25 protein-coding genes are annotated in these 14,678 nt (G+C 28.6%); 20 read left to right on the forward strand and 5 right to left on the reverse strand.

Annotated features, from left to right (window positions below; all coding sequences use genetic code 11):
- The coding region (locus tag RSC72_RS05870) for a helix-turn-helix domain-containing protein (protein WP_332578443.1) at positions 1 to 253 on the reverse strand (253 nt) is incomplete at its 3' end.
- 119 nt (positions 254 to 372) lie between these two features.
- On the opposite strand from RSC72_RS05870, the gene RSC72_RS05875 reads away from it, so the two are divergent.
- A complete protein-coding gene (locus RSC72_RS05875; protein WP_332578448.1) occupies positions 373 to 654 on the forward strand; it encodes a LytR/AlgR family response regulator transcription factor in 282 nt (93 codons plus the stop codon).
- A gap of 214 nt (positions 655 to 868) precedes the next feature.
- A complete protein-coding gene (locus RSC72_RS05880) occupies positions 869 to 3,202 on the forward strand; it encodes an outer membrane beta-barrel family protein (RefSeq protein ID WP_332578444.1) in 2,334 nt (777 codons plus the stop codon).
- 544 nt (positions 3,203 to 3,746) lie between these two features.
- Here RSC72_RS05880 and RSC72_RS05885 read toward each other — a convergent pair.
- The 4 genes from RSC72_RS05885 to RSC72_RS05900 are packed head-to-tail and all read right to left on the reverse strand — an operon-like array spanning position 3,747 to position 6,068.
- The gene (locus RSC72_RS05885; RefSeq protein WP_332545022.1) at positions 3,747 to 4,055 is read right to left on the reverse strand and encodes a helix-turn-helix domain-containing protein; all 309 of its coding nucleotides are present in this window, start codon (positions 4,053 to 4,055) and stop codon (positions 3,747 to 3,749) included.
- Between the two features lie 3 nt (positions 4,056 to 4,058).
- Complete coding sequence (locus RSC72_RS05890) at positions 4,059 to 4,574, reverse strand: hypothetical protein (RefSeq protein ID WP_332545023.1); 516 nt, start codon at positions 4,572 to 4,574, stop codon at positions 4,059 to 4,061.
- 19 nt (positions 4,575 to 4,593) lie between these two features.
- Positions 4,594 to 5,235: a hypothetical protein gene (locus RSC72_RS05895; protein ID WP_332545025.1), complete on the reverse strand. Its 642-nt coding sequence runs from the start codon at positions 5,233 to 5,235 to the stop codon at positions 4,594 to 4,596.
- 2 nt (positions 5,236 to 5,237) lie between these two features.
- Entirely contained in the window at positions 5,238 to 6,068 is an 831-nt protein-coding gene (locus tag RSC72_RS05900) for a helix-turn-helix domain-containing protein (protein ID WP_332545027.1), read from the reverse strand.
- Positions 6,069 to 6,178: 110 nt separating this feature from the next.
- Between RSC72_RS05900 and RSC72_RS05905 the strand changes: the two genes are divergently transcribed.
- The 18 genes from RSC72_RS05905 (at position 6,179) to RSC72_RS05990 (ending at position 14,677) form a co-directional block, all read left to right on the forward strand.
- Positions 6,179 to 6,421, forward strand: coding sequence for a hypothetical protein (locus RSC72_RS05905; RefSeq protein ID WP_332545028.1), 243 nt, complete (start codon positions 6,179 to 6,181; stop codon positions 6,419 to 6,421).
- Positions 6,422 to 6,510: 89 nt separating this feature from the next.
- Positions 6,511 to 6,807 (forward strand): hypothetical protein, encoded by a 297-nt coding sequence (locus RSC72_RS05910; RefSeq protein WP_332545029.1) that lies wholly within the window; start codon positions 6,511 to 6,513, stop codon positions 6,805 to 6,807.
- 2 nt (positions 6,808 to 6,809) lie between these two features.
- Positions 6,810 to 6,992, forward strand: a complete 183-nt coding sequence (locus RSC72_RS05915) for a hypothetical protein (protein WP_332545030.1) — start codon at positions 6,810 to 6,812, stop codon at positions 6,990 to 6,992.
- Positions 6,993 to 7,012: 20 nt separating this feature from the next.
- Positions 7,013 to 7,417, forward strand: a complete 405-nt coding sequence (locus RSC72_RS05920) for a hypothetical protein (protein WP_332545032.1) — start codon at positions 7,013 to 7,015, stop codon at positions 7,415 to 7,417.
- Between the two features lies 1 nt (position 7,418).
- Positions 7,419 to 8,129, forward strand: coding sequence for a lambda exonuclease family protein (locus RSC72_RS05925; protein ID WP_332545034.1), 711 nt, complete (start codon positions 7,419 to 7,421; stop codon positions 8,127 to 8,129).
- 50 nt (positions 8,130 to 8,179) lie between these two features.
- Positions 8,180 to 8,941, forward strand: a complete 762-nt coding sequence (locus tag RSC72_RS05930) for a hypothetical protein (protein WP_332545036.1) — start codon at positions 8,180 to 8,182, stop codon at positions 8,939 to 8,941.
- Between the two features lie 138 nt (positions 8,942 to 9,079).
- Positions 9,080 to 9,217 carry a hypothetical protein gene (locus RSC72_RS05935; protein WP_332545038.1) on the forward strand — a complete coding sequence of 46 codons (138 nt, stop codon included), beginning with the start codon at positions 9,080 to 9,082 and terminating at the stop codon, positions 9,215 to 9,217.
- Positions 9,214 to 9,648, forward strand: a complete 435-nt coding sequence (locus RSC72_RS05940; protein WP_332545040.1) for a hypothetical protein — start codon at positions 9,214 to 9,216, stop codon at positions 9,646 to 9,648. Before RSC72_RS05935 ends, RSC72_RS05940 begins: the two co-directional genes overlap by 4 nt.
- A complete protein-coding gene (locus tag RSC72_RS05945) occupies positions 9,645 to 9,809 on the forward strand; it encodes a hypothetical protein (RefSeq protein ID WP_332545042.1) in 165 nt (54 codons plus the stop codon). The genes RSC72_RS05940 and RSC72_RS05945 overlap by 4 nt, the downstream gene beginning before the upstream one ends.
- A gap of 25 nt (positions 9,810 to 9,834) precedes the next feature.
- A complete protein-coding gene (locus RSC72_RS05950) occupies positions 9,835 to 10,587 on the forward strand; it encodes a hypothetical protein (RefSeq protein WP_332578445.1) in 753 nt (250 codons plus the stop codon).
- Positions 10,584 to 11,393, forward strand: a complete 810-nt coding sequence (locus RSC72_RS05955) for a hypothetical protein (protein WP_332545046.1) — start codon at positions 10,584 to 10,586, stop codon at positions 11,391 to 11,393. The genes RSC72_RS05950 and RSC72_RS05955 overlap by 4 nt, the downstream gene beginning before the upstream one ends.
- Positions 11,394 to 11,510: 117 nt before the next feature.
- Positions 11,511 to 11,966, forward strand: coding sequence for a hypothetical protein (locus tag RSC72_RS05960; RefSeq protein WP_332545048.1), 456 nt, complete (start codon positions 11,511 to 11,513; stop codon positions 11,964 to 11,966).
- A 2-nt stretch (positions 11,967 to 11,968) separates the two neighbouring features.
- Positions 11,969 to 12,451, forward strand: a complete 483-nt coding sequence (locus tag RSC72_RS05965) for a hypothetical protein (RefSeq protein ID WP_332545049.1) — start codon at positions 11,969 to 11,971, stop codon at positions 12,449 to 12,451.
- A gap of 212 nt (positions 12,452 to 12,663) precedes the next feature.
- Positions 12,664 to 13,680, forward strand: coding sequence for an RNA-directed DNA polymerase (locus tag RSC72_RS05970; RefSeq protein WP_332545052.1), 1,017 nt, complete (start codon positions 12,664 to 12,666; stop codon positions 13,678 to 13,680).
- Entirely contained in the window at positions 13,607 to 13,903 is a 297-nt protein-coding gene (locus tag RSC72_RS05975) for a hypothetical protein (RefSeq protein WP_332545054.1), read from the forward strand. Before RSC72_RS05970 ends, RSC72_RS05975 begins: the two co-directional genes overlap by 74 nt.
- Positions 13,904 to 13,918: 15 nt before the next feature.
- Positions 13,919 to 14,152 carry a hypothetical protein gene (locus RSC72_RS05980; RefSeq protein ID WP_332545056.1) on the forward strand — a complete coding sequence of 78 codons (234 nt, stop codon included), beginning with the start codon at positions 13,919 to 13,921 and terminating at the stop codon, positions 14,150 to 14,152.
- Positions 14,153 to 14,163: 11 nt separating this feature from the next.
- Complete coding sequence (locus RSC72_RS05985) at positions 14,164 to 14,436, forward strand: hypothetical protein (protein ID WP_332545057.1); 273 nt, start codon at positions 14,164 to 14,166, stop codon at positions 14,434 to 14,436.
- Complete coding sequence (locus RSC72_RS05990; protein ID WP_332545059.1) at positions 14,420 to 14,677, forward strand: HNH endonuclease; 258 nt, start codon at positions 14,420 to 14,422, stop codon at positions 14,675 to 14,677. The genes RSC72_RS05985 and RSC72_RS05990 overlap by 17 nt, the downstream gene beginning before the upstream one ends.
- Position 14,678 lies beyond the last annotated feature (1 nt).

Genomic DNA, 14,678 nt, shown 5'->3' on the forward strand with positions numbered 1-14,678 from the left:
TTACTTGAGCTTCTAATTCTAAAATACGTTGTTCTGGTGACTTTGACATAGTTGAAGGTGTTTGATTTTCCCAATCAAAGGTACCATATTTTTTGAGCCAAGTTGAAACCGTACTTCTGGCTTGTATTCCATATTTGAGACAAACTTCTACGGTACTTGATTCGCCTGTTTCAATTTCTTTCACTACATTCAACTTGAATGTTAAAGTGTAATCCCGTTGAGTACGCTTTGTATAAACTCTTTCTTCTTTCATAATGATGCTTTTTTCTGTATCACTATTTCAGGACGAGACATTATCTTAAAAAAAATACTATAACTGAAACAAAAATATCAGATGTTATTTTTATTAAATCAAAAGGAACGTCTAAGCTGATCAAAGTAGCAGTAGAAGATATTATCTATATTGAAGTGATCAAGGATTATTTAAAAATTGTGACTAAAAATCAACAATATATGATGCTTATGACTATAAAAGGAATTGAAAAAAAATTGAATCCTAATCAATTTTTTAAAACCCATCGCTCATTTATCATTAATATAGATGCTATTCATTCTTTTTCAGGAAACATAATTGAGATGAAAAATAAAAGTGAAATTCCTATAGTGCCAAATAAAAAAGACGAATTATTCATAAAACTCAATATATCAAAATAGCTTCACGGGTGATTTCCTGATTTCTGTCGATGGGAACTTTGTTTCTGTCGATTTCTTTTTTATATCATTTTGAAATGGATGATTTTTAAAAAAAAAATAAAGGATTGAAAAAAAATACTACTTCAAAAAGTACAACCAAAATCTTTAAAATCAAGAGAAATCTTGCTGACAAATAGAAAAATCTAATGCCACTATTCAAACTTAACAATAAAAAATGATCAGATTAATTTTTGGAATAATAGTATCCATTACTTTAACAAATATTGCTTTTGCACAAAGCTATACCGTCACAGGGAAAGTATTAGATTCGAATAAAAAACCGTTAGATTTTGTTGAAATTAACTTTTTGAAAAATGATTCTGTTTACTATTCAGGATTAACAAATAATCAAGGTGAATTTTTCTTTAAAAATATAAATGGAGAATTTGATTTGGAAATGGTAAATTATAATATTCCAATTTTTACAAAGAGTATTATTGTTGATCGTGATTTAGATTTAGGCATTATTAAGACAGAGAGTTCTATTAATTTGAATGAAACCATTGTTACTTCTAAGAAAAAAACAATAGAGAGAGAAGTTGATCGAATTATATATAATGTAGAGAATACGGTAAATAGTTCTGGTGCAACTGTTTTAGAAGTTTTATCAAAAACTCCATTGGTTAAAGCAAATGAACAAAGTATTGGTATCATAGGTAAAGGGGCTGTTCGTGTTATGCTAAATGATAAAATTGTTCAATTATCTGGTCAAGAATTAGTTAATTATCTAAAAACTCTCCCTTCAGAAGATGTTAAGAAAATTGAAGTGATTACTTCACCATCAGCAAAGTACGAAGCAGAAGGGAACAGTGGTTTAATAAATATTATAACAAAAAAGAAAAATAATGATCTTTTTAGCGGAAATTATTCTACCAGCTTTACTAAAAATTCGAAAGAGTCTTTTGGCAATAATTTAGGATTAAATTTTAATAAAAATAAATTTCAAAGCTCAATTCGTTTCAGACACAGTGATAGAAAAGCAAAAGTATATGAAAATCAAAATTTGTTGTACGCCAATGGCGATCAATTGAATAATAATGCAAATAGAGAAGATCACTCAAAAAATTACGGAATAAATGCAGATTTATCCTATAAAACTTCTTCTAGAAATACGCTTGGAATAATCTATGATTACGCAAATAATAAGAGCCAATATGTAAATGTGAATAAGACATCTTATTATACAGTAAATGTTTTAGATTCTTTATTGACAACTAATTCTACTTATAATAATCCATCAGAAATTCATACAATCAATTTATACGATGATTTATTATTAGATACAATTGGAACTAAATTAAGTTTTGTTGCGAATTATTTTGATAATAAGCCTAGTACAACATTAGATTTTGTGACAGATAATCAACAAAATACAAATTTGATGAAGATAATCAATACAAGTTTCATAAGACATAAGGTCTATTCTGGACAAATAGATTTATTTAAACCGATGAAATGGGCAACATTTGAAACAGGAATTAAATACACAAGATTTGATAATAATTCTGATATCAAATATTATGATTTTATCAATAATGACTACCTTCTGAATCCTAATCAAAGTAATAATTTTGGAGTTATCGAAGATAATTATGCGGCTTATTTATCTATGAATAAGAAAATAGATAAGTGGACATTTAAGGCTGGTTTGAGATATGAATATACTGATTTAGAAACTCAAGATAATTTTAAAATAAAGTATGGAAAATTGTTTCCGAACTTTAATTTGATGTATAAAATAGATAATAATACTTATACAATTAATTATAATAAACGCATTAATCGACCAAGATTAAGTCAATTAAATCCATTTAGATGGTATTCTAACCCTTTTACGTATAATGTTGGAAATCCTTATTTACAGCCATCAATTAGTCATAATATAGAATTTAATTATTTGTATAAAGGTATTTTTATGGCAAGTCTTTTTGGCTCAAGACAAGAAGATGCCTTTAGTGCGCTAATTAATATTACCGAAGGAATTAAAGAAACGAAATATGATAATGTATTCAAGACAAATAATATTGGTGTAAACCTTTCTTTTGAAAAAGATTTATTCAAATTCTGGAATTTATCTATTAATGCTTCTACATTTTATTCTGAATCTGAAAGTAAATATTCTGAAATAGAAACTTTAAACGGTTGGTCAACGAGCTATACAATTAATAATGCATTTACATTGCTAAAAAAGAACAATTGGATAGCTTCTCTAGATTTTAATCATATTTTACCAGGAAAAGAGTCTAACATACAAAGTAATAGTTATTATTTTTTATCACTCGGATCACGAATTAGTCTTATGGAAAATAAATTAACATTAACTGCAAGAGTCAATGATATGTTAAAAGGTTCTAAAACTAGAGGTAAAATGTACTATCAAGACTTTTCGCAATCATACAATAATTATTATGATAATAGATTTTTTACAATTGGAATAAATTACAATTTTGGATTAATTAAAAATTCTCGTCGAAATGTACAGTTTAATGAACAATACAGAGCGAATTAAAAAAATAATAGTAATAGAATACTATTTTATATTCCAAAGTAATTTATGGATGTCCTAATTAAAATTCCAGTGTAAGAAAAGGTATAAGACTTATCTTACTATGATGAAAGGAATAAAAAATCATTATGATAGTTCATTTAAATTACAAGCTGTAGAATTGAGTTACGAAAGAAGTAGTATTTCAGAATTAGCTAGGTAACTTGGTATAAAAGATTCATTATTATATAAATGGCGCAAAGATTATCAAAAGAATATGGATCCAATAGTTTTCTAGGAAAAGGTAACTTAAAATTAACTCTCAAAGAAAAAGCTGAAATCCTCTAAAGTTTAAAATTTTTTAGAGTAATTATTATAACTTAATATTTATCAGTTTAAAATTTTAAAAGGAGAAATAAAAATGGCACTCTTTGTCTTCCAAAGGTGCCATTTGTCGTTGCGGAGAGTGAGGGATTCTCACATATATTATATAACAATTGTAAATCAATTTGTTAAGTATCTTTTGTTAATTGTTTTTTATTCTAATTTGTGCAGTTTTTGTGCAGTTCTATTTTAAATTCTTTTCAATTCTTTGCTCTAATTCGTTGAAAATGTCAGAGTTAAGTTTTTTCAATTGCTTCACATCCATTTTTTCAATTCCGAAATCAAGTTTTGTATATTCTCCAGTAATTAAAAAATTAAGATCTATTCCTAATTTTTTATGAAGAATTGCCATTTTCTCAACTGTAAGATTAAGCTTTCCATTCTCAACCATTGAATATTGACTTTGATCCATATCAATGACTTGCGCAAACTCTTTTTGTGTTAGATTACGTTTTTTACGTTCGAATAATAATCTTCGTTGAATTGTGCTCATTAGTTAAAATAATTGAAATGTCTTTTGAATAGTTTTTGCATGTTTATCTTTGACATCATTCTCTACATATCCATCAGTTGTGTAAATTCTTAATTTTGCAACTGGTGTTGATTTTAGCTGCTGAAATTGTTCTTCAGTTATTGAATATGATATATTTATTCCTTGTGCCGCACTTCCAACTAAACCAGTCGAACCACAACCTGTACAAGTAACTTCTGAGCTCTCGCTTAATAACTCTAATATTTCATCATTTGATAATTTAAACATAAGTTTATCTCCTTCGTGTATTGAGAATACTTTTGGATTTGAAGAACCGATCATCATTTTTAAATCTAAATAATAATTTTCATTAATCTTAGAAATGCGAAATTTTGCTGAAAATCCTTTTGATGCATTATTCAAAAATTCCCAATCAGTTTTTATAATTTGACTCCCTGTAAATTCATCTTTATATTTTTTTTCAATTTCTTGAGCAAACATAAAAGATGAGATAAATAAAAATAAAAGTATTTTTTTCATAATAATATAGTTTATGTAGTTATGATATAGTTTCCCAAATATCTATTACTCCTTTTCCTATGATAAAAGTTCTTAATCCTCGTAAAATTTTTACACTAGACTTTTTACTATTATCAAAAACCGCAGTAATCAATGTTAATCTAAAATCATCATCAAGCAAACCGTTGTTCCATTGTGTGTAAACTTTATTTACATATTCTTTAATGTCCATTTTTGTGTTATATGTAAACAAAAAGGCATCACAAGTTTTTAAATTAATACAAGTATTTAAAAGTTTGTTTATTTCTCCTTTTTCTGAAAAAATTGATTGTTCGTCAATTTCCCATTCTGCACATAAAAAAACAGTACCATCTTCATCTCTTACAACTCCATCGTGTCTATTTACAGATTCAAATTCACATTTGAAATTTAATAATTGATTGGTGCGAAAAAAAGTATTTGCTGTATGATGGGTCCAATTTGAACGCTTTATAATATTTTCTACATATAAATCAGAAATATCTTTTAAGTAAATACAATTAAATATTTCAATAAACACTTCAGTGTCGTATTTTATCGGAATAAAAACGTCTGAAAAAGTTTTACAGTATTCATAAATTTCAGCAGTTTCTTTTAAAACTGAAATCTTTTCGTTGTTTTGAATTATTTCTTTTGTATCCAAGATTAATAATGAAATTTATTATTACGTTTTCGTCTAATATCAATAACATAAAATAAAGCCTGAACATCATTTAAACTTAAATCAAAATCAGGAACAAATTCATTGTACGAATGACAAGTAATAATTCCATTTTCAACATCGTGGTTAGTGATGTTTTTAATTAAGGGATAAGGATTTTTAGTTGTAAAAATTACCCATTCAGGAAAATCATTAATTTTTAATTTAGATTTCCAATGCTCTCTTTGTAATTCTCTTGTTAATGCTTCATCTTCAGGTAAAATAGCAGTTCTAGGATTGTCATTTGCCATACTATCATTAATTACCTTAAAACAAACATAATTACCCTGTAATGGCCTGTCAACTAAAAACGATTCCGTTTCATGGAATTTAGAAATATATTCTACATAGCCTACATCTTGATAATTATCAATATAACTAGCTTGAGCAGCTGCGTTTAAAACTGGAACGATCATTTGAAATTTTCCGTTGGGTATAGGAATAAATTTTACTCCAAAATTATTAGTATAAATATCTTCTTTAGAAACATTTTCAATTTGTTTCGATTCTTTAGGTAGATCGTTATTGAGTTTTTTTTCACTTCCATTTAATTTGAAAGTTTCAGATTGATAATTCGCATCAATAGGAAATACATTATATAATTTATCTGCAAACTCTTTTGTCAAAGCAATTTTACCAGTGGTAATTTGTGAAATATAACTTTGACTTGAATCAATCATATTGCCTAATTCTGTCAAATTTTTATACTTCTTTTTGCTTTTTAAAAAGTGCAAATAGTTCTTAAAAAAATCTAAGCTATATATATCTGCATTCATTTTGTTAAAATTTTTATTATACGAGTTATTATATTGATATAATAATTATTATATTTGTACATAATAATTCTTTTCAGACTACAAATATAATAAAAAATATAATAAAGATTATGATTGAAAATAAATTAGTTAGCCCATATAAAAGGGAAATTCTTATTAAGGAGAGAAATTTAGTTTCTGATTATGTTGATATGTATGTAAATACGCCTGATGCGAATCAAATGCTTGTGTTTGGTGAACTTGCAAAAAAATATAATTATTCTAGCGCAGAATCTGTACGAGCAAAGTTTACACACTTAAAAAGTAAGTATGGTAAAAAGTTCGTTGAAGTCGTTACTACAATGAGTTTATAATATTAATTATAATTATTATATAATAAAAATCAAAAATAATTTTGTTTTATTATAATAATTATTATATTTGCTACATAAATATTATAACAATGCTAAACATTAACACTAATATAATAGATAGTCGATTAAATATTAATCAATCTATTGAAAGCACTTTAATCATTGAATACGCTACTTGCGAATTAGAAGTAAAATTTAATGAGAATGTTAAAATCGATATTGATTTCAACGACGTGAATATTGAATCAATAGATGTGAATATGAAAGCTATTCTATTAAGTGATAATGGTAGTACAACTTTCAATTTAAATAAAAAATTAGAAAATCAAATAGAACAATTGATAGTTCAAAAAATTCAAAACGAATATCTACAACTAACAGCATAAATATGACAGCAAAACAAGGCATTCAATTATTTAACACTATGAAAATGCAGATGAATAGTGTTGAGCAAAATAAGTTTCAAAATATGATACTTGAACAAGTCGAAGATAGACAAAAAAAATTAGCTGAATGCCTTGAAAAGTTTCAAAAAAAACATTGTAGAGGTCAAAAATTAAAATCAATATAAATCAATTAAATCACATTATTATGGCAAAGAAAAACCAAAACACAGAAGTAGAAAAAGCAGCAGGTACAGAAGTAGCTTTTTTTATACCTGACACAGAAAGTTTAGGTCAATTAAACGAAATGAAGCCTGAATTTTCATTAACGCTAAAATACAAAACAGCTGATGAATGGGCGAAATTACAAGATACACCAGTTAGAGCCTATTACATGGGTATGAAAGAAATACCAAATGAAGATGGCGAAATGGTTAATTGTGCATTATTCGTATCGACAGCTGAATGTTTCTTAAGCGGTCAAATGACATTAATTGAAGCGGTTAAAAATTTACCTATTCAAACGCCAGTAGAAATTATTTATCGTGATAAGAAAAATAATAAAAGCTCGAAAGGTGCAACAATGATTTTTGATGTAACAAAATTAGCTTAAAATGAACTCAGCACTTCAATTACAACCAGTAGAAATGAATGTTATTCAAAGCCTTGATTTAGGGGCTTTGAGTAATCTTCAAGCAGATAAAAGTCACGAAGAATGGCTTTTGAAACGCAAAGGTAAATTCACAGCAAGTGAAATTCATCGACTTATGACTTACGAAAGTAAACCTAATGAATTACCTAAAGGAGCTATTTCTTATGTTGTGGAAAAAGCTACTGAATCATTAATCGATGGTTTGCCTGAATCTTTTAAATCATCTTCAATGCAATGGGGTAACGATTATGAAGCTAAAGCGATTGAATTGTTTTCAAAAAAGACACGATTGAAAATTCAAAATATAGGCGATAATCAAAAATTTATTTCTTATGGTAAACACGCTGGTTGCACACCTGATGGTTTAGGTTCGGGGTATGGTGTAGAATCTAAATGCCCAAATAGTACAACGCATTTTCAATATCGCTCAATTAAAAATGGCGAAGATTTGAAAAAAATAAAATCTGAATACTATTGGCAAATTCAATTTTCAATGTTGTGTAGAAAAGTTTCAAAATGGTACTTCGTTTCATTTGACCCGAGATTTTCTAAAGAAAAACACCGACTGCATTATGTTGTAATTGAGCGCAACGAAGCAGATATTGAGTTTTTAGAAACACGTCTACAACTAGCAATTGATTTGAAATTGCAATTAATCAAAGATTTTAAATAATAACAAATGCAGTCGGTTTTGGCTGACTGCATTTTTTTATACCTCATAATATGAAAACAAAGCACAACGAAACTATTATAGAAACTTCATTACTTGAAGAAATGGAAGGTAAATACCTATCTGAAAGACTTTTAAGAAGTTGGTCAGAAGATTTTGCAGATGAAGACACAGGCGAAGTTGTTTCAATTGAAAGACACGAAGTATTATTTGATAAAGGTACTTTTTTAGATAAAACAACACTTTCAGAATTGAATTTTTATTTGACAAGTGGCGATGTTAAAAGTGTAAAAGTTGGTGACATTCAGCGCTTAGGTACTTTATCAATCAATTCTACAGCTTTATATTCTGTTACAGTTGCAGCCTTTAAAAAGAAATTCAATTTCTATTTATATGCCAATTCAATACAGAATGCTATTGAGATTTGCACAGATTTTTTAGAGCAAAAAATGATCGGATCATTTGTTTTTAAATCAATCAAAGAAATTAATTACAGCACTTTAATTTCTGATAAAGAAGAAATTGAAGATGCCGAAAGTCATTCAAATGAAAATGAAGAAACTAAAGATTTCTATTTCATAGAAATTGAAACTAAACAAGACGAATTCATCAACACTCAATCCTTTATTTTAAGAGCAAAAAACGCAGAAGATGCGAAAAATACTATAGAGAAATACATCATTTTAAATCTTCCTGAAGATAGAAAAGATGAGCCTTTGGAAACGGCACTATTATCAGCTAAAACAGTTAGCTGTGAAAACTTAATTGATTTCAAATTTTCAAAAGAGTACTTCGAAAATGGAATTGATGAATAACATACCCATAATTGAGATTTAGTTGGTTATCCCTTGTGGCGAAATGGTAGACGCAGTCTAAAAATGTAATGAAATAGATACCAAGATTATTACAAATTCAGGTTCGAATCCTGACAAGGGAGCAAAAACAACATTATTATGAACAAACAACAAATCACAATTCAGTTAATCGATGGTAGATGGCTTGTAAATAATAAGCAACTACACGATTGTTCAGAATGGGAACGTGAATTTATGAATCAGTTTTTTCAGCAGTATAAAAATGAAAAAATATGATTTACAAAACTCACAACATTCACCACCAACAAAGAGCAATTGAACGCTTTAAATTCTTAATAAATAAAAAAGCAACAATTGAATTAACCGAAAAAAAGCCAAAACGAACAATAAAACAAAATAGTTATTTGCATATGATTTTAGGGTGGTTTGGTTTTGAATTCGGCTACACGCTTGAAGAGGTTAAGCAAGATATTTTTAAGAAAATAGTAAACCCAGTTATTTTTTACGAGGGAGAATTTGGGAATTTAGTTCCTATTCAAAGGTGGCGAAGTACAGCAACTTTAGACACGAAAGAAATGACAATCGCAATCGACAATTTCAGAGATTACGCAAGTCGTGAAGCTGGTATTTATCTTCCAAGTCCTGATGAAAAGGATTTTTTAGATGAAATCTATATCGAATTAAAAAACAACAACATTATAAAATGAGGTCAGAACAACACAGAAACGAAGCATTTGCAAGTATAGTGAATGAACTTCCTGAAAAACGTCAATACATTTTCAATATCATCGCAAGAAACGTTGATATAACGATTCAAATATCCAATATAAATGGGTTTGGATTGATTCAAGAACAAGAAAGCGAGTGAGAATAGATAAATGAATGGTTACAACTTGTCAAGAAATTTTTGGGATTTTTCATTTGAAAATCCTGATAAAATAAAACCTAATCACATTGCAGTTTATTTCTTTGCTATTGAGCAATGTAATCGTTTGGGATGGAAAAGAAAATTTAGTTTACCATCTTCAATGGTTATGGAAGCAACTAGTATAAGATCTTACAATTCGTACATAAAAGTACTTAATGATTTAATTGATTATGGATTCATAGAGTTGATTGAAAAATCGAAAAACCAGTTCACCGCAAACATAATTGCCCTATCAAAATTTGATGAACCAATATACAAAGCACTAGATAAAGCGATAATAAAGCAAGACACAAAGCTGAGTGAAAGCAATAGTGAAAGCACACAACAAAGCAATGATAGTATAAATAAACCAATAACAATAAACCAAGAAACAATAAACCACAAACAAGATGCGTGCGAAATTAGAGATTCAGAAATTTTTCAAAAAACATCAGAATTCTTTTCACAAACAACCGAAGTTTTACAAATGCGAATGTTTGGAGATTTCAAAAGAATTGAGAACAACGGAAAGCTAGAACAGTTCGAAAAACAAACAATCGCTTACATCGAGTACAAGCAAAAAACAAAAGAGGTAGTTCACAGGTGGCAAAATTACCTTTCCGAATGGGAAACTGAAAACTGGATTGATAAACTGAAAAAAGAAAAATCAAAAGGGGAAACTGAAAAAAAAGCATTTGAGCAAAATAAATCTGAAACCATAAAATCAATTGAATTATGAATGGAATTGTAAAAATTGGAGATAAAATCGGTGAAAGTCTTGAAGGATTTGGAATTATCTCGAAACGAAAATATGAATACCTGAAAAGTTTTTCAGCTAACGGATTGAAATCTGAAGAATTGGAACAAATAAAACTTTATGAAGAAATCGAAAGTGTAAAAAAATCTGAATTTATACCAGTTCCAATCGTAGAAAAACAAAAACTAAAAAAAATTGAGACGCTAGATTCTGATTTTATTTTTGAAAAGTTCAAAGAATTTTGGTTTACAACTCAAAAAAAAGAATTGATCCTGAATCAAGAGAACAAGAAATTAATTTTTGCGCTTTGTAAGTATTTTGGAAAACAAGCTGGACCATTTGATAATAAAAAAGGTTTAATTCTTTCAGGAGATTGTGGAGTTGGTAAGACTTCTACAATTTTAACTTTCATTGAAATTGGAAAATGGATATACAAAGAAAGAGTTGATATGTTTATGTGTTTTCGTCAAATTTCAACAAATGAAATGGTTTACATGTACGAAAATCCTGAAACTGACGTAGAGAAGTTTCACCAATTGTTAGCAAATGGAGAATGGTATTTTGATGACTTCGGAACAGAAAGAATGGCTTCACGATATGGAAAGACTAATCTGCTTGAAGAGGTATTACAAAACAGGTATTTAAATCTTAAAAATAGAACTCTAATTACTACAAATCTAAAAATAGATGAGATTAGAAAACAATACGGTGAACGAGTTTATGATCGTATTTATGAACAATTTAATTATTTCGAATTATCAGGCGAAAGCTTTAGGAAAAACCTATAACTATGGAAAAATACGAGAAAGGCGGATGTTTCCGTGCGATACAAATTTTAACTACAACAGCGATTTTAACAGCTATTGTAATTTGGGGATTACTAAAATAACTTTAAATAAATAACAATGAAAACATTACAAATTGAAATCCCAGAAGGATTTAAAATAGACACTTTTGACACAACTACAGGACAAATCAAATTCGCTCCTATTCCAAAAAGTATTTTTGAAAGAATTAAAACTTTACAAGACGCTATAGATGAATTAGGAGAACAAGACGAAGAAGTTAAATTTTTAAGATTATTAGAACCAATCGGAAAAGAAACTCATGTCTATGGACGACAAGAAGCTGTAGTTATAGCTAAAGCTTTACAAGAAGATTGGGTAGCTGATTTTTCAGATTCTGACCAAAGGAAATATACTCCATATTATGAAGTTTCTTCTGCGGGCGGTTTCGTCTTTGGCGCTTACGATGGCTGGACTACGCTTACGGCTGTCGGCTCGCGCCTTTGCTTTAAAAGTAGAGAATTAGCAGAGTATGCAGGAAAACAATTTATTGAAATTCATAACAAGTATTTATAAACATGAAAACAAAAACTATCAATTTAACAGACATCATTCCAGAAGGATTTATAATCGATTCTCTAAATGAAAATAAAACCGCAATCAATCTGAAACAGATACCTAAAGACATCAAAGAGCAAATCAAAACTTTTCAAGATGCAATCAATAAAGTTGGAGAAGATGATGAAGACGTAAAAGCATTACGAGTAATAGAGAATTTATCTATTCCAAAACACATAATTTCTCAACTACAATCAATCATTATCGCAAAAGCACTTAACGAAGTCTGGGTTCCAGATTGGAGCGATAGTAGTCAATATAAGTATTTTCCTTACTTCGATATGGAAAGTTCTTCTGCGGGCGGTTTCGTCTGTAACGATTACGTTTACTGGAATGCGAATGCGCTTGTCGGCTCGCGCCTTTGCTTTAAAAGTAGAGAATTAGCAGAGTATGCAGGAAAACAATTCAAAGATATTTACGAAGAACATTATGTAATTAAATAAAAAAATAGGTTGTGAAGTGTTAGAGCTGTTATTCTTCTGCAGGCAGTTTCGTCTATAACGATTACGATAACTGGAATACGAATACGAATGTCAGCTCGCACCTATGCGAGAAAAAATACAACACTTCAAACCTTGTCCCTTGACAAAAAATAAAAACTTTTATCCTGGTTGTTAGTAAGATTTTCTGAAAGCTACCAATAACAAGCAAAGCGATGAAAAGAATAGGAAATATTTATCAAAGAATCATTTGTATTGAGAATTTGAAAAAAGCTGATGAGATTGCTCAAAAAGGAAAATCAAATCAATATGGTGTGAAAATTCACAATTCTAAAAAAGAAGAAAATATCTTGAAATTATATCACATGTTGAAGGAAAAAACATATCAAACTTCATTATACGATATTTTTAAAGTTTATGAACCAAAAGAACGTGAAGTTTATCGCTTACCATATTTCCCAGACAGAATAACGCATCACGCAATTATGAATGTTCTCGAACCAATTTTTGTGTCAACGTTCACAAAAGATACATTTAGCTGTATCAAAGGCAGAGGAATACATAAATGTTCATTTGAACTTAGAAAAGCTTTGAAAGATTCAGAATATCAATATTGTTTGAAAATGGATATTAAAAAATTTTATCCAAATATCAATCACAATGTTTTGAAATCTCTACTAAGACGGAAGTTTAAAGATAAAGATTTACTCTGGTTACTTGATGAAATTATTGATAGTGCAGATGGCGTTCCGATTGGAAATTATCTAAGTCAATATTTTGCGAATTTCTATCTTACTTATTTTGATCATTGGTTGAAAGAAGAAATTAAAGTAAAACATTATTTCAGATATGCAGACGATTTGGTAATTCTATCAAAAAACAAAGATGAATTGCATTATTATCTAAAAATAATCAAAGAGTATTTAGACCAAAATCTAAAACTTACTATCAAAAATAATCATCGAATTTTCCCTATTTCAATAGGAATTGACTTTGTTGGATATGTACATTTTCAAAATCACACCCTTCTAAGAAAAGGCATTAAAAAGAATTTTGCTCGAAAACTAAAAAAGAATCCATCAATCGAAACGGTTGCTTCTTATTTAGGTTGGACTAATCATTGCAACTCTCGAAATCTACTTCAAAAATTATTGCCAAATGAACAATTTCAAGAACTTCAAAATAAAGCCAAATTTAACAAATTTTGTAGGAGACAAAATAAAAATAGATAGAATCATCAATAGAGAAATTATTGTACAAAAGTTTAAAATTGAAGACTCTAAAGCAAAACAAGGAACAAAATTCCTAACACTTCAAATTGAATTAAACGGAACTAATAATATCATTTTTACAGGGTCAAAAATTTTACAAGAAATGATTTTACAAGTACCAGAAAATGGCTTTCCATTTAAAACAACAATTATTAGAGAAAATGAATACTTAGAATTTACATAATAAAAAAAAATAGAGATGAAAATAGAAGATTACAAAAAATTATGGGATTTACAGAAAGAAAACCCTAAAGTGTATCAAGCATTATGGTTTGAACTATTAAATGCATCAGGATTCGCAGGAGTTCTCTCAAATGGAAATATTGTCGATAGAAGATATTTTCCAGAAGCAATACCAGTGCAAGAAAATAAATTATTTGGAGTAGCTAAACCTAAGGAACTAATCAAAAATAAATCAAATGATAAAAGCTAATCAGATTTACAATGACAGATTTAAACAAATACAACACAGCACTAGATTTAAGTAAGCTGAGTGCAGGAGAAATAAAAAGTATTTTATCATTAATTGAAGGTGTTAATGAGAAAATCTATCACGAAAGTCGTGAAAACTTGATAAATGGAGAATTTGATATTCATTTTCCTTATTTAGTTTTTAACGAAGATACTAATCAGTACACCGAATCAGCAGATGATGATTATATTTTAATCGAATCCCAAACATTCAAACAAATACACTTCAATGCAAAAACACACTAAAATATACATAAACCATTTCCCAAGTCATACGGGGCATTACAATTGCGAAGTATGCGGGAATACAGCAGTAGACATTCATCACATTGAGCCACGATCAAAGTTCGGAAAGAAAACAAAGGGCGATCAAGATAGAATTGAAAACCTCATCGCTTTATGTAGAAGTTGCCACGATGATGCACATGCGGAAATTTTATCGAAAGAAGAATTGACTGAAAGACATAATAAGAAGTTGGGAAAGTAAG

The sequence above is a fragment of the Algoriella sp. genome, from assembly GCF_036647415.1.
GTDB lineage: Bacteria > Bacteroidota > Bacteroidia > Flavobacteriales > Weeksellaceae > Empedobacter.

Bases quoted from the DNA above. Each gene is read 5' to 3' on its own strand.
- RSC72_RS05880 (WP_332578444.1), top strand. From the start codon at position 869: ATGATCAGATTAATTTTTGGAATAATAGTATCCATTACTTTAACAAAT.
- RSC72_RS05885 (WP_332545022.1), bottom strand. From the start codon at position 4,055: ATGAGCACAATTCAACGAAGATTATTATTCGAACGTAAAAAACGTAAT.
- RSC72_RS05890 (WP_332545023.1), bottom strand. From the start codon at position 4,574: ATGAAAAAAATACTTTTATTTTTATTTATCTCATCTTTTATGTTTGCT.
- RSC72_RS05900 (WP_332545027.1), bottom strand. From the start codon at position 6,068: ATGAATGCAGATATATATAGCTTAGATTTTTTTAAGAACTATTTGCAC.
- RSC72_RS05905 (WP_332545028.1), top strand. From the start codon at position 6,179: ATGATTGAAAATAAATTAGTTAGCCCATATAAAAGGGAAATTCTTATT.
- RSC72_RS05910 (WP_332545029.1), top strand. From the start codon at position 6,511: ATGCTAAACATTAACACTAATATAATAGATAGTCGATTAAATATTAAT.
- RSC72_RS05915 (WP_332545030.1), top strand. From the start codon at position 6,810: ATGACAGCAAAACAAGGCATTCAATTATTTAACACTATGAAAATGCAG.
- RSC72_RS05920 (WP_332545032.1), top strand. From the start codon at position 7,013: ATGGCAAAGAAAAACCAAAACACAGAAGTAGAAAAAGCAGCAGGTACA.
- RSC72_RS05925 (WP_332545034.1), top strand. From the start codon at position 7,419: ATGAACTCAGCACTTCAATTACAACCAGTAGAAATGAATGTTATTCAA.
- RSC72_RS05930 (WP_332545036.1), top strand. From the start codon at position 8,180: ATGAAAACAAAGCACAACGAAACTATTATAGAAACTTCATTACTTGAA.
- RSC72_RS05935 (WP_332545038.1), top strand. From the start codon at position 9,080: ATGAACAAACAACAAATCACAATTCAGTTAATCGATGGTAGATGGCTT.
- RSC72_RS05940 (WP_332545040.1), top strand. From the start codon at position 9,214: ATGATTTACAAAACTCACAACATTCACCACCAACAAAGAGCAATTGAA.
- RSC72_RS05945 (WP_332545042.1), top strand. From the start codon at position 9,645: ATGAGGTCAGAACAACACAGAAACGAAGCATTTGCAAGTATAGTGAAT.
- RSC72_RS05955 (WP_332545046.1), top strand. From the start codon at position 10,584: ATGAATGGAATTGTAAAAATTGGAGATAAAATCGGTGAAAGTCTTGAA.
- RSC72_RS05960 (WP_332545048.1), top strand. From the start codon at position 11,511: ATGAAAACATTACAAATTGAAATCCCAGAAGGATTTAAAATAGACACT.
- RSC72_RS05965 (WP_332545049.1), top strand. From the start codon at position 11,969: ATGAAAACAAAAACTATCAATTTAACAGACATCATTCCAGAAGGATTT.
- RSC72_RS05970 (WP_332545052.1), top strand. From the start codon at position 12,664: ATGAAAAGAATAGGAAATATTTATCAAAGAATCATTTGTATTGAGAAT.
- RSC72_RS05975 (WP_332545054.1), top strand. From the start codon at position 13,607: ATGAACAATTTCAAGAACTTCAAAATAAAGCCAAATTTAACAAATTTT.
- RSC72_RS05980 (WP_332545056.1), top strand. From the start codon at position 13,919: ATGAAAATAGAAGATTACAAAAAATTATGGGATTTACAGAAAGAAAAC.
- RSC72_RS05985 (WP_332545057.1), top strand. From the start codon at position 14,164: ATGACAGATTTAAACAAATACAACACAGCACTAGATTTAAGTAAGCTG.
- RSC72_RS05990 (WP_332545059.1), top strand. From the start codon at position 14,420: ATGCAAAAACACACTAAAATATACATAAACCATTTCCCAAGTCATACG.